Here is a 12,984-nt window from a genome sequence, read left to right as displayed (position 1 = left end):
TCAGAGATCCTGCGCCAGGCGCACGCCCTCATCAATGGCGCGCAGCGCATCCAGTTCGGCGGCCTCCTTTGCCCCGCCGATCATCGTAACCGGGACGCCGCGCGCTACAACCTCTTTGGCCAGGGCTCGTTCCGGTTCCTGACCGGTGCACAGCACAATTGTATCGGCTGCGATGACCGTCGGGTTTCCGTCCGCGACGATGTGCAGCCCCGCATCGTCGATATGTTCATAGGTCACCCCGCCCATTGCCTCGACCCCATGTTTGCGCAGCGCGTTGCGCAGGATCCACCCTGTCGAAACACCAAGCCCCGCGCCCGGTTTAGCGGTCTTGCGCTGCAGCATGACGACCTTGCGGCGCGACGGCTTCGGTGCCAGAGGGTCGCCCGCCAGGGCACCCGAGGAGACAAATTCGGGGTCCACACCCCAGGTTTCGCAAAAGACGTCGGAATTCGCGGTCTCGGCGGGTTTGGTCACTAGGAACTCGGCCACATCATGACCGATGCCCCCCGCCCCCATCACCACGACACGGTCGCCCGCCTCGCGGTCACCGGACAGAATTTCGGCGTAGGTCGCGACGCTGGGATGGTCGATACCCGGCAGGTCGGGAATGCGCGGCGTGACCCCGGTGGCGATGACCACATGGTCAAATCCCTCAAGATCGCTCGCCTCTGCCCGCTGTCCCAGACGCTGCGTGACCCCGTGTTTCTGCATCTGACCGGCATAATACCGCAGGGTTTCGTCGAATTCGTCCTTGCCTGGTGCGGCGCGGGCCAGATTCAGCTGACCGCCCAATTTGTCCTGCGCTTCGAACAGGGTGACATCGTGGCCCAGCCGCGCCGCCTCGGCGGCTGTGGCCATGCCCGCGGCACCACCGCCAACGACGGCCACTTTCTTTGGCGTGTCGGTTGGCGTATCCCGGAATTCCGTTTCACGCCCGGCCCTTGGATTGACCAGACATCCGACCGGCCGGTCCGAAAAAATGAAATCCAGGCAGGCCTGGTTGCAGGCAATGCAGGTGTTGATCTCGTCTGCGCGGCCCTCGCGCGTCTTTTTCACGAAATGCGGATCGGCCAGAAACGGGCGCGCCATCGAGATCATGTCCGCATCGCCAGAGGCAAGTATGTCTTCTGCAAGCTGGGGTGTGTTGATCCGGTTCGAGGCGACTACCGGGATCGACACCGCCGCTTTGACGTTGGCTGCCGCCTTGCGCCAGGCACCGCGCGGCACCGGGTAGGCGATCGTCGGCACGCGGGCCTCATGCCAGCCGATGCCGGTGTTCAGGATATCCGCACCCGCAGCCTCGATCTTGCGGGCCAGTGCGGCAATTTCATCGGCGGGCGCGCCGCCCTCGACCAGATCGGCCGCCGAAATCCGGTAGATGACCAGAAAGTCGGGGCCGCAACGTTCGCGCACCGCGCGCACGATCTCGACCGGGAATCGGTGGCGGTTCGCGGCGCTGCCGCCCCAGTCGTCTTGGCGCTTGTTGGTGTGGGTGACGGTGAATTCGTTGATCAGGTATCCTTCGGACCCCATGATCTCGACGCCATCAAAGCCTGCGGCCTGCGCATTGGCGGCCGCCACGGCAAAATCCTCGATGGTACGGAGAATGTCGGCTTCGGTCATTTCACGCGGGATGAAACGGTTGATCGGAGCGCGGATCGGCGACGGGGCCACACACCCTTCGATCTTGGCATAGCGCCCGGCGTGGAGGAGTTGTGCGCAGATCAGGCTGCCTTCGGCCTGCACCGCCTCGCAGATCGGGCGCAGGTCAAGCGCTTCTTCCGGGTCATCGATTCTCGGACCTTCTGGATCGAATATGCCCTCGGCATTGGGCGAAAACCCGCCGGTGACCAGAATCGCCGCCTCCCCCCGCGCACGCTCGGCGTAAAATGCGATCTGTTTGGCTATGCCGTCGGGCTCGGTTTCCAACCGCGTGTGCATCGACCCCATGATGACACGATTTCGCAACGTATGCTGGCCTGCGCGGATGGGCGAGAGCATGGTTTCAAAGCTTCCATCTGGTCTATTTTTCACTTTGGTTCTCCTCCTCAAAACTGCACTTGATCTACATTCTAACATTTGTTAGATTTTTTTGGAAAGAAGATTTTCGCTCATGGGGAGGAGCACCGATGCAATTCCAGCCTACAGACGATCAGAAGGCGTTTCGCGAGACCGCAAAGCGCTTCGCAACTGAAAGGCTTGCGCCCACATATCAAGAACGCGCCAGCGGCCATACATTCGACCGTGCGCTGATCAAGGAGATGGGCGCACTGGGGCTGATCGGGGCCGATCTGCCCGAGGAATTCGGGGGACTCGGCGAAAGCTCTGTCACGTCAGGGCTGATCGTCGAAGAGATCGCCTATGCCGATTTCAACGCAAGTTACGTGCAGCTTCTGGGCTCTCTCATGGGCGGAATGGTTGCCAAACATGCCTCCAAGAACATCGCGTCGGAATGGGTGCCCAAGGTTGTTTCGGGTGATGCCGTCATTGGTCTGGGCCTGACAGAGCCGCGTGGCGGTTCGGATGCGGCGAACCTGATTCTGAGGGCCGAGAAATCCGGCAACGGCTGGCGGCTGAACGGTGAAAAGACATCCATGAGTTTTGCCAGTCAGGCGGATGCGGCGGTCGTCTTTGCCCGTACCGGCGATCCTGACGGCGGCTCACGCGGGGTCAGCGCCTTTTTCGTCGATCTGAACCAGGAAGGCATCAAGCGCACCCATTTTGACGACATCGGCACCAAGCCTGTCGGGCGCGGCTCGGTTTTCTTTGACGATGTTTTCGTGCCGGCTGAAAACATGATGGCGGAACAGGACCGTGCTTTTGGCACGATCATGGCGGGCTTCGACTATTCCCGCGCACTGATCGGGCTGGAGTGCCTGGGGGCCGCGCAAGCGTCGGTGGATGAAACCTGGGCCTACGTTCAGGAGCGCGAGGCATTCGGAGCCCCGATCGTGCAGTATCAGGGTGTCAGCTTTCCCTTGGCCGAGGCCGAGACCCAACTGACCATGATGCGCCAGCTTTGCTATTACACGCTGGACCTGCGCGACTGTGGCCTGCCCCACACCTCTCAGGCTGCCATGTGCAAATGGTACCTGCCCAAAACCGCCTGCGAGATCCTGCACCAGTGCCTGATCCTGCACGGACATTACGGCTACACCACCGACCTGCCCCACCACCAGCGTTACAACGACGTTCTCGGCCTTCAGATCGGCGACGGCACCGCGCAGATTCAGAAGCTGGTGATCGCCCGCGAGAAGGTCGGTCGCATGGCGCTGCAGTATGACAAGAAGGCGAAGGGAGCCTCGAAATGAGCGACCCCATCCTCGTCACTTCCGAGGGCAACACCGGCATCATCGAACTGGCCCGCCCCGAGAAATTCAATTGCCTATCACTTGAGGTGCATGAGCGTATTTCTGTCGCGCGTGCGGAATTCGAGGCGAACCCCGCTATTCGGGCGATCCTCATCCGGGCGCAGGGCAAGCACTTTTGCACCGGTGCCGATCTGGTGGAAGTGAAAGGTAAATTGAACGATCCCGCCGCGCTGGACCATTTCATCGCCTTTGGCATGAACAACCTGCGTGCGCTTGAAACCTCCTCCCTCCCTGTCGTGGTGGCAGTGCAGGGGTTGTGTCTGGCCGGCGGGATCGAACTGATGCTGGCATGCGATGTGTGTTTCGCGGCCGAAAGCGCCCAGTTTGGCGATCAGCACGCGCAATTCGGGCTGATTCCCGGTTGGGGTGGCTCGCAGCGGTTGACACGGTTGATGGGGCAGCGCAGGGCGCTCGACCTGATGTTCTCGGCCCGCTGGCTCAAGTCGGACGAGGCCAAAGAGGCCGGATTGGTCAACTACATCGTGCCGGATGCGGACCTGCACAAGTCTGCGCTGGAATACTGCGAGAAAATCGCCACCCGTTCACGTCCCGGCATCGCCGAGATGAAGCGGTTGGCGCGCGAAGGCGCGGACCTTGGTATCGACCAGCAGATGCGGCTTGAGCGCGATGCCGCCGTGCGCGCACTGCCCAGCGATGACGTGGCGGAGGGCCTCGATGCATTCGAGAACCGGCGCGCCCCCGAATTCAAGGCTTGAGGACGAAACATGGATTTCATTTTGAACGACGAACAACGCCAGATTTACGACTATGGCGGCCAGCTGGCGCAGAAGTTCGACAACGATTACTGGCTGAGACACGCACGCAAGCACGAGTTTCCGCACGAAATGTTCCGCCAGATCGCCGATGACGGCTTCCTCGGCATCATGGTGCCCGAGGAATATGGCGGCGCGGGCCTTGGTATGACCGAAATGGCCCTGTTCATGGAGGGCACCGCCAATCACGGCATTCCGCTTTTGATGATGGTGGTCGGGCCGACCATGTCGCTGGCCCATATCGCCAGCCACGGAAGCGAGTTCCACAAGAAAGAACTGCTGCCGGCTGCCTGCCGCGGTGATATCCAGTTCTGTTTCGCGATCACTGAACCGGGGGCCGGGTCGAACACGATGAAGGCCACTACGCTGGCCAAGCGTCGAGGCAACCGGTTCAGCCTGTCGGGCGAAAAGACCTTCATCACCGGGGCCGAAGTGGCCGACTACTGCCTCGTGGTGGCGCGGACCAAACCGCATACCGAGGTCAGCCGCAAGACCGACGGCTTTACCCTGTTCGCCGTGGATCTGAAGAAAAAAGGCGTCGACAAGCAGCGGGTGAAGATCTCGATCCCCCTGCCCGAGGAGCAGTGGACACTGTTCTTCGACGATGTGGATCTCGGCCCCGAGGATGTGGTCGGCGAGGTGGACGAAGGGTTCTCGATCCTGTTCGACAGCCTCAACCCCGAGCGTATCATCCTGGCCGCCTTGTGCTGCGGCATCGGCCGGTTCGCCCTGAACAAGGGCGTGGCCTATGCCTCCGAGCGCAATGTGTTCGGCCAACCCATCGGTGCGCACCAGGGCGTGCAGCACCCGATGGCCAAGGCGCACACAGCGGTCGAGATGGCCAGCCTGATGACCCGGCGCGCGGCATGGGAGTTCGACAACAAGCTGCCTGCCGGTGCGTCGTCGAACATGGCGAAATATGCCGCCGCCGAAGCCGGGATCGAAGCGGTCGACGCGGCGCTTCAGGCGCATGGTGGATCGGGCTTTACCGAAGATACGGGGCTTTATGAGATGTACCCGCTGGTCCGCCTGCTGCGCACAGCGCCGGTGAACCGCGAACTGTGCCTGAGCTTTATCGGCGAAAAGGTCATGGGGCTGCCACGATCCTATTGATCGCCACGGCTTGGAACGGAGAACGACATGCAATTTGGAATGCGCTTCCGGCGGGAAGATGCCGCCGACAAGGTAAATGATCGCTTCTGGCACGCGATCGAGGGCACGCCGCTCGACGAGGTGCGCCGTATTCAGGAAGAGCGGCTGCGCGATCAGATGGCCTATCTCAAGGCAAACTCGACTTTCTATCAGGAGAAGTTCGCGAAAGCCGGTGTGGAATTCGACGATATCCGCACCATCGAAGACCTCCAGAAACTGCCCTATACCTACAAGACCGAGATCCGCGAAAGCCTGGCCGCCGAACCGCCGTTCGGCAAACACCGGGCCGCGCCGATGGCCGATATCATCCAGATGCAGGCCTCGTCCGGCACCACCGGAAGCCCGTCTTACGTGGCGCTGACCGAAGCCGATACCGAGATGTGGCACGAGATGACGGCGCGCTGTTTCTTTGCCAATGGCGTGCGGTCCGGCGATATGGTGCTGCATGCGTTTTCGCTGGCCAAGGGTTTTGTCGGCGGCATTCCGGTGATGCAGGGGTTGCAGTACATGGGCGCAATCGACGTGCCTGTGGGGGCGGATGGTGGCGTGGAACGGCTGCTGCGCGCCTGCGCCGACACGCGCCCGCGTTGCATCGTCGGCGCGCCGAATTTCGTGCTGCACCTGGCTGACAAAGCGCCCGAAGTGCTCGGCTGCAAAGCCAGTGAACTGGGCGTCGAACAGATCATCGTCGGTGGCGAACCCGGCGGCGGCATTCCCGCCATCCGGGCCAAGATCGAAGCGGCCTGGGGCGCGAAATGCTGTGAGATGCTGGGCGGCACCGATCTGGGTGTGACCTATTGGGCTGAATGCGATGCCCAGTCGGGGATGCATATGGTCAACATGGACTACATCATTACCGAATTGCTCGACCCCGAAAGCGGAGAAATCATCCCTTGGGAAAAGGGTGCCGAGGGCGAGATGATCTATACCGCGCTCGGCCGTCGGGCGAGCCCGCTCGTGCGATTCCGGTCGGGCGATTACATCGAGGTTCTCGACACCGACTGCACCTGCGGGCGCACCGGGCCCAAGATCCGCTGCACCGGCCGGACCGACGACATGCTGATCGTGCGCGGGGCCAATGTCTTTCCCTCGGCCATCAACAGCGTGATCACCGAGATGGTGCCGGAGACCAACGGCGTCATGCGCATCGTGGCCGATTTCGAGGGTCACACCACGCAGGGCGCGCTGACGGTGATCGTCGAACGCGGTCCCGACCGCGACGCCGCGGATGACCAGGCGCTCAAGAAGAAAATCGAGCAGCGCCTGCGCGATGCCCTTGTCTTCAAGGCCGACGTTCACCTTGTCGCGCCCGACACCTTTGAGAAACCCGGTGCCGCCAAGGTCGCCTTCGTTCTGAGAGAATATCCGGACCTGCCATGACAAGAATGAAATCCCTTCTCGACACCGGGTCCGACGACTTCCGCGCCAACGACGTGTCTTACCGCGAAAAGGTCGATGAACTACATGCCCTCCGGCTCAAACAGCGCGTCGGCGGCCCCGAAAAGGCGCGCAAACGTCATGTGGACAAAGGCAAAATCCTGCCGCGCGAAAGAATTGAAAGGCTGATCGACCCGGGTACACCATTCCTGGAACTCGGCGAGCTGGCCGGGTTGAACAAATATGAAGGCGTGCCACCGGGCGCGGGCATCATCACGGGCATCGGTGTGATCGAAGGCCGTCAGTGCATGATCATCGCCAATGATGCCACCGTAAAGGGCGGCACCTATTTCGGCATGACTTCCCGCAAGCATGTGCGCGCCCAGAAGATCGCATGGAAGAACCGTCTGCCCGTCATCACCCTCGTGGATTCCGGCGGTGCCTTCCTGCCGGATCAGGAAAACATCTTTCCTGACGAAGGCCAGTTCGGGTCCATCTTTCACCAACAGATCGGCATGTCGGGCGATGGTGTGCCGCAAATCGCCGTGGTCATGGGGCCCTGCACCGCGGGTGGCGCATATATTCCCGCGCTCTGTGACGAAGTGGTGATCGTGCGCGGTCAGGGCTTTATGTATCTGGGCGGACCGGAATTGACCTTTGCCGCAACCGGCGAAAAGGTCGAAGCCGAAGAACTGGGTGGCGGCAAGATGCATTCGTCGGTGTCGGGCGTGACCGACCATCTGGCCGAGGATGACGCCCACGCCCTGGCCATCACCCGCGAGATCGTCAGCCATCTGGGCGAAAAGCCCCGGCCCCGCAAGACGCCCGCCGCGCCGCGCCCGCCGGCCTATCCGGTCGAGGAAATCTACGGCATTGTCAGCCGCGATCCCAGGGTGCCGACAGACAACCGCGAGATCGTCGCGCGGCTGGTGGACGGCAGCGATTTTCACGAATTCAAGCCGCTTTATGGCGACACGATCATGACCGGCTGGGGGCGCATCCACGGCCACGAGGTCGGGATCATCGCCAATACAGGCGTGCTTTTCGTCGAAGCCGCGCTGAAGGCGACGCATTTCATCAATCTCTGCGTCCAGCGTGATATTCCGCTGCTGTTCCTGGCCGATGTGAACGGCTTCATGGTGGGCCGCGAGGTCGAGCAGATGGGCATTGCCAAGGCCGGTGCTAAAATGATCACGGCCATGTCTTCGGCCCGGGTGCCGAAATTCACAATCATCACCGGTGGCTCTTACGGCGCGGGATACCTGGCGATGCTGGGCCGCCCGTTCCAGCCGGACGCAATGTTCGCCTGGCCGACGGGACGGTCGGCAATCATGGGGCCGGAACAGGCCGCCAGCGTGCTGGCTCAGGTCCGCGCGCAGATCAACGAACGCGAAGGCAAAAGCTGGACCCCCGAGGAGGAGGAAGCCTTCAAGGCACCGATCCGCAAGGAATACGAAGATTTTCAGGGGGCCTATAATTTTGCTTCCAACCTTTGGATCGACAGCGTGATCGAGCCCTGTGAGACCCGTGACGTCATGGCGCTGATGCTGGATGTAACATCGCGCAGACCCAAGGTCGAAACCAACTTCGGCGTGTTCAGGATGTGAGGAGCGAACCGTGAAAATCAAGACGCTTCTGATCGCCAACCGCGGCGAAATTGCCTGCCGGATCGCGCGCACTGCGCGGGCAAGCGGTATCATTCCCGTCGGCGTGCATTCGCAGGCCGACGTCAATGCCCTGCATGTCCGCGAGATTGGCAAATCTGTCTGTATCGGCGCCGGACCTGCATCCCAGAGCTATCTGAAAATCGACGCGGTGATTGCCGCTGCGCAATCAGTGGGCGCGGATGCGATCCATCCCGGTTATGGCTTTCTGGCCGAAAACCCCGATTTTGCTCGTTCGGTCGAAGCCGCCGGCATGATCTTCATGGGGCCGACGCCGGAAACGCTTGAACGTTTCGGCGACAAGGCCAGCGCCAAAGAGGCCGCCGTGGCGGCCAGCGTCCCGGTGATTTCGGGCGCCGAAGGTGCGCGGTCCGATCCCGAGCAGATTGCCGAGGAGGTGCGCCAAATGGGCCTGCCGGTGCTGCTCAAGGCGGTCGGCGGCGGTGGTGGGCGCGGACAACGGCTCGTCACTGACGAGACCACGCTGGTCGAGGACATCGAAGGCGCGCTGCGCGAAGCAAAATCCACCTTCGGCTCCGAAGGGCTGCTGTTGGAGCGTTTCCTGCCCGAGGCGCGCCATGTTGAAGTGCAGATCGCAGGTGACGGCAAGGGCCATGTGGTGCATCTGTTCGAACGCGATTGCACGCTTCAGCGCCGCCACCAGAAGGTCATCGAGGAAGCCCCGGCCTGGGGTCTGCCCCGAACGCTTCTGGACGACATCGCACGCGACGCGGTGCGCTTGGGCGAAACGCTGGACTATCGCGGGCTGGGCACGGTCGAATTTCTGGTCGCGGGTGGCGAGTATTTCTTCCTTGAGGTGAACCCGCGCATTCAGGTGGAACATCCCGTCACCGAAGCGATCACCGGGCTGGACCTTGTCGCGCTTCACCTGCGGATTGCCGAAGGCGCGGGCCTTGGACTGGTGCAGGACGATCTGACGATCAACGGCCACGCGGTCGAGGCGCGGCTTTACGCCGAAGATCCGGCGATGCAATTCGCCCCGTCGACGGGCACGCTCTCCACGCTCAGCCTGCCATCGGGCCTGCGCATCGACAGCGGCGTCGAAGAAGGCGATGCCGTCACGCCCTACTACGACCCGATGATCGCCAAGCTGATCGTGCACGCGCCCGACCGGGAAACCGCATTGGCACGTCTAGCCACGGCGCTTGATCATGTCGCGGTCGAAGGTGTCGAAACCAATCGCGCCTTTCTGACGGCGCTGGCGCGAAACCATGAATTCGAACGGATGCAGGTGCATACCCGCTGGATCGACGGCAGGCTGGATGAGCTGACACAGGCACCCGGCCTGACCCGCCCAGATCTGTGGAAGGCGACCGCTGCCATTCTCTTCGTGACCCAGTCGCGCAGCGACACAGACGCCAATCCCTGGACCAACCGTGATGCCTTTACCGGCTGGCGGCTTGGACTGGGCGGCGATGCGATTGAAGCGGGGCAGCGCGTGACGCTTACCGATTCTGACGAGGTATCCGAAGAACTGCGCGTCAGTCCTGTCAAACCGGGTGCCAAGTACACCATCCGTTCGGAGAAAGGCGAGGCGCTGATACTGTCGGCACGTGAACTGACCCCGGGCCGTTGGCGTGTCGGCGAAGGCGACACCGTCCATCTGATCGACGCGCGCCTGCACGCGGGCGTGATCGAACTGGATACGCCCGAAGGCCGCCTGGTCTTTCGGCCCGCCGCGCCCCTTGCCTTTGCCGGCGGCGATGCCGCGGCGGATCGCGCCGTGACCTCTCCGCTGACCGGCATGATTGTCGAAATCAAGGTCTCCGACGGTCAGAGCGTGGCCGAAGGCGACGTGGTCGCGGTCATGGAATCCATGAAACTCGAAATCTCGATCCGGGCGGCCGCGGCCGGGATCGCCAGCAATATATCCGTCTCGAATGGGGACATGGTCGATCGCGGCCAGGTCATCGCCGAGATCCTGCCATCCGAGGAGTGATGAAATGAGCGACTTTCCCAAATTCGTAGAATTTCGTGAAGAAGGCCCGCGTGAGGGTTTTCAGATCGAAAAGAAGATTTACCCGATCGAAGAGCGGATCGAACTGATCGACATGCTCAGCGAAACCGGCTTGAAACGCATTCAGGTCGGCAGCTTTGTCAGCCCGAAATACGTTCCTCAGATGGCGGACACCGGCGAGTTGTTCCAGCGTATCAAGCGCAAACCGGGCGTGAACTACACATCGCTGTGGCTGAACGACAAAGGGTTTCGCAAGGCCCTGACCGCGCATGAGGTCGATATCGACCCGCGTCTGCTGTTCTATCCTTCCGAAGCATTCGCCCAATCGAACAACAATTGTTCCTCGGCCGAGATGCGGGAAAAACAACGTGACTGGGTCCGTCTTTACAAGGAAGAGGGATATACCGTCGACGCGGCCTATGTGATGACCGCTTTCGGCTGCAACCTCGAGGGCCCCATCCCCCAAGAACGCATCTTGGACGATTTCCGCTTTATCCTTCAGCTATGCGAAGAAGAGAACATCCCCGTGCCGATCCTCGTGGTCGCCGACACCATGGGTTGGGGAAACCCCGAGGCGGTCAAACGGATGATCGGCGCCCTGCGCGAATTGGCGCCCGAGGCGCGCATCGGTATGCACATCCATGACACACGTGGGCTGGGGATCGCCAACGTTTATGCGGCCCTGTCGATGGGCGTGGACATGTTCGAAAGCTCCGTCGCCGGTCTTGGCGGCTGTCCTTTCGCGGGCCACGGCCACGCGCGCGCCGCAGGAAATGTCTGCACCGAGGATGCAGTGTTCCTGTGTCACGAGCTCGGCATCGAAACCGGCATTGATCTGGACAAGCTGATCGCAGCGGCGGTCAAAGCAGAAGAGATCATCGGTGTGCCGCTCATGGGCCGGGTCATGCACACCGGCGGGTTGGACAAATACCGCAAGTCACGCTGAGGGAGCAAGAAGATGACAAAAGCACTTGACGGAAAGGTCGTTCTGGTCACCGGGGCCGGCGGTGGGATCGGGCGTGATATCGCCTTGATGGCAGCTACCGAAGGCGCCGCCGTGGTGGTCAATGATCTGGGCGCATCCCTGAAAGGCACCGGTCAGACAGAAACTGCGGCGCAGAAAGTCGTCGAAGAGATCAGGGCCGCTGGGGGCGATGCCATTGCCGATGGCGGCTCTGTCACCGATCCCGATGCCGCGCGCGCGATGATCGAAGCCGGGGTCAAGGAATTCGGTCGCATCGACGCGGTGGTAAACAACGCCGGCATTCTGCGCGACGGTTACTTCCACAAGATGACCTATGAGGATTTCGACGCGGTGGTGAAGGTCCATCTTTATGGTGCCTTCAATACCAGCCGCGCGGCCGCCGACTATTTCCGCGAACAGGAAAGCGGCGCGCTCGTGCACATGACCTCGACCTCGGGGCTGATCGGCAATCTGGCGCAGGCGAATTATTCGGCGGCAAAGCTGGGCATCGCGGCCTTCTCGAAATCGGTAGCGCTCGACCTGAAACGCTGGAACGTGCGGTCAAACTGCATCGCGCCCTTCGCCTGGAGCCGGATGATATCGTCGATCAAGACCGACACGGAGGAACAGAAGGCGCGGGTCGAGAAGGTCAAGAAGATGACCCCCGCCAAGGTCGCGCCGATGGCCTGTTACCTGATGAGCGACCGCGCGGCGGATGTGTCGGGGCAAATCTTTGCAGTGCGGATGAACGAGATATTCCTGTTCAACCAGCCCCGCCCGCTCCGGTCCGTCCACTCCGGTGACGGCTGGACCGCCGATGAAATCGCCGAGCGCGCCATTCCCGCGCTCAAATCGCAATTCACACCGCTCGAAGTTTCGGCGGATGTCTTTTCGTGGGATCCGGTCTAATGGGAAAACGCAAAGAAAAAATCAGCTCCGACATTGCCTGGAGCACCCCCGACAAGATCTGCGTGCGCGGGCTCGACTTGCCGAACGAAATCCTCGGCCACATGAACCTGGGCGATCTGGCCTTTCTGCAATTGACGGGCCGCAAGGCCACGCTCGAGGAAAGCCGCGTCTTCAACGCCATCATCATCACCCTTGTCGAACATGGCATCACGCCATCGGCCCTGGCGGCGCGGATGACCTATATGGGGGCGCCGGAATCGCTTCAGGCGGCTGTGGCGGCTGGCTTGTGTGGGCTGGGCACCGTCTTTGTCGGTTCTATGGAAGGTGCCTCGAAAATGCTTTACGAGGCACTGCCACAGGACAAGTTGGGCACCGGTGTCGATCTGGATGCGCTGGCCGTCGAGACGGTGGAAAAATTCCGCGCCCGCAAGATGATCGTGCCGGGGCTCGGACATCCGGTGCACAAGCCGGTCGATCCGCGCACACCTCGCCTGTTCCAGATCGCTGCCGAGAACGGCAAGTCCGGTGAATACATCGAGTTGATCCAGAAAATTCAGGCCGTTGCCGAAGAAAAATCGGGTAAGATGCTGCCGATTAACGCCACCGGGGCGATCGGAGCAATCTGCTGTGAATTTGGCTTCCCCTGGAAGATCGTGCGGGGCTTTGGCGTCATGGCACGCGCCATCGGTCTGGTCGGTCATATCCTCGAAGAGAGCGAAAACCCGATTTCCTATGAGCTTTGGCAGCGTGCCGAGCAGGAAATTCTTGAAACGTCGGGTTCAGGAGCGAAGTAACC

General features: G+C 61.6%; 10 protein-coding genes. 9 read left to right on the top strand and 1 reads right to left on the bottom strand.

Annotation, left to right across the window (positions count from 1 at the left end):
* Window positions 1–2,001 carry an NADPH-dependent 2,4-dienoyl-CoA reductase gene (locus tag BOO69_RS21825; protein WP_036051597.1) on the bottom strand — a complete coding sequence of 667 codons (2,001 nt, stop codon included), beginning with the start codon at window positions 1,999–2,001 and terminating at the stop codon, window positions 1–3.
* Window positions 2,002–2,129: 128 nt separating this feature from the next.
* Between BOO69_RS21825 and BOO69_RS21820 the strand changes: the two genes are divergently transcribed.
* The 9 genes from BOO69_RS21820 to BOO69_RS21780 are packed head-to-tail and all read left to right on the top strand — an operon-like array spanning window position 2,130 to window position 12,982.
* On the top strand, window positions 2,130–3,311 hold the full coding sequence (locus BOO69_RS21820; protein WP_027264404.1) for an acyl-CoA dehydrogenase family protein: 1,182 nt from the start codon (window positions 2,130–2,132) through the stop codon (window positions 3,309–3,311).
* Entirely contained in the window at window positions 3,308–4,087 is a 780-nt protein-coding gene (locus BOO69_RS21815) for an enoyl-CoA hydratase/isomerase family protein (protein WP_027264403.1), read from the top strand. The genes BOO69_RS21820 and BOO69_RS21815 overlap by 4 nt, the downstream gene beginning before the upstream one ends.
* A gap of 9 nt (window positions 4,088–4,096) precedes the next feature.
* Window positions 4,097–5,257, top strand: coding sequence for an acyl-CoA dehydrogenase family protein (locus BOO69_RS21810; protein ID WP_027264402.1), 1,161 nt, complete (start codon window positions 4,097–4,099; stop codon window positions 5,255–5,257).
* Between the two features lie 27 nt (window positions 5,258–5,284).
* Window positions 5,285–6,676, top strand: coding sequence for a phenylacetate--CoA ligase family protein (locus tag BOO69_RS21805; protein ID WP_027264401.1), 1,392 nt, complete (start codon window positions 5,285–5,287; stop codon window positions 6,674–6,676).
* Entirely contained in the window at window positions 6,673–8,280 is a 1,608-nt protein-coding gene (locus BOO69_RS21800) for an acyl-CoA carboxylase subunit beta (RefSeq protein ID WP_027264400.1), read from the top strand. The genes BOO69_RS21805 and BOO69_RS21800 overlap by 4 nt, the downstream gene beginning before the upstream one ends.
* Window positions 8,281–8,290: 10 nt before the next feature.
* On the top strand, window positions 8,291–10,297 hold the full coding sequence (locus BOO69_RS21795; RefSeq protein ID WP_027264399.1) for an acetyl/propionyl/methylcrotonyl-CoA carboxylase subunit alpha: 2,007 nt from the start codon (window positions 8,291–8,293) through the stop codon (window positions 10,295–10,297).
* A 4-nt stretch (window positions 10,298–10,301) separates the two neighbouring features.
* The gene (locus tag BOO69_RS21790; RefSeq protein ID WP_027264398.1) at window positions 10,302–11,261 is read left to right on the top strand and encodes a hydroxymethylglutaryl-CoA lyase; all 960 of its coding nucleotides are present in this window, start codon (window positions 10,302–10,304) and stop codon (window positions 11,259–11,261) included.
* Window positions 11,262–11,273: 12 nt separating this feature from the next.
* The gene (locus tag BOO69_RS21785) at window positions 11,274–12,188 is read left to right on the top strand and encodes an SDR family NAD(P)-dependent oxidoreductase (RefSeq protein ID WP_027264397.1); all 915 of its coding nucleotides are present in this window, start codon (window positions 11,274–11,276) and stop codon (window positions 12,186–12,188) included.
* Complete coding sequence (locus tag BOO69_RS21780) at window positions 12,188–12,982, top strand: citryl-CoA lyase (RefSeq protein ID WP_027264396.1); 795 nt, start codon at window positions 12,188–12,190, stop codon at window positions 12,980–12,982. The genes BOO69_RS21785 and BOO69_RS21780 overlap by 1 nt, the downstream gene beginning before the upstream one ends.
* Window positions 12,983–12,984 lie beyond the last annotated feature (2 nt).

The organism is Sulfitobacter alexandrii (assembly GCF_001886735.1).
GTDB classification, from domain to species: Bacteria; Pseudomonadota; Alphaproteobacteria; order Rhodobacterales; family Rhodobacteraceae; genus Sulfitobacter; species Sulfitobacter alexandrii.
The sequence above is the reverse complement of the archived record's forward strand: the minus strand, read 5'-3'. Positions and strand labels throughout refer to the sequence as shown.

What these genes read in the sequence shown, in the direction of transcription:
- BOO69_RS21825 (WP_036051597.1), bottom strand. Translation starts at nt 2,001, where the DNA reads ATGCTCTCGCCCATCCGCGCAGGCCAGCATACGTTGCGAAATCGTGTC.
- BOO69_RS21820 (WP_027264404.1), top strand. Translation starts at nt 2,130, where the DNA reads ATGCAATTCCAGCCTACAGACGATCAGAAGGCGTTTCGCGAGACCGCA.
- BOO69_RS21815 (WP_027264403.1), top strand. Translation starts at nt 3,308, where the DNA reads ATGAGCGACCCCATCCTCGTCACTTCCGAGGGCAACACCGGCATCATC.
- BOO69_RS21810 (WP_027264402.1), top strand. Translation starts at nt 4,097, where the DNA reads ATGGATTTCATTTTGAACGACGAACAACGCCAGATTTACGACTATGGC.
- BOO69_RS21805 (WP_027264401.1), top strand. Translation starts at nt 5,285, where the DNA reads ATGCAATTTGGAATGCGCTTCCGGCGGGAAGATGCCGCCGACAAGGTA.
- BOO69_RS21800 (WP_027264400.1), top strand. Translation starts at nt 6,673, where the DNA reads ATGACAAGAATGAAATCCCTTCTCGACACCGGGTCCGACGACTTCCGC.
- BOO69_RS21790 (WP_027264398.1), top strand. Translation starts at nt 10,302, where the DNA reads ATGAGCGACTTTCCCAAATTCGTAGAATTTCGTGAAGAAGGCCCGCGT.
- BOO69_RS21785 (WP_027264397.1), top strand. Translation starts at nt 11,274, where the DNA reads ATGACAAAAGCACTTGACGGAAAGGTCGTTCTGGTCACCGGGGCCGGC.
- BOO69_RS21780 (WP_027264396.1), top strand. Translation starts at nt 12,188, where the DNA reads ATGGGAAAACGCAAAGAAAAAATCAGCTCCGACATTGCCTGGAGCACC.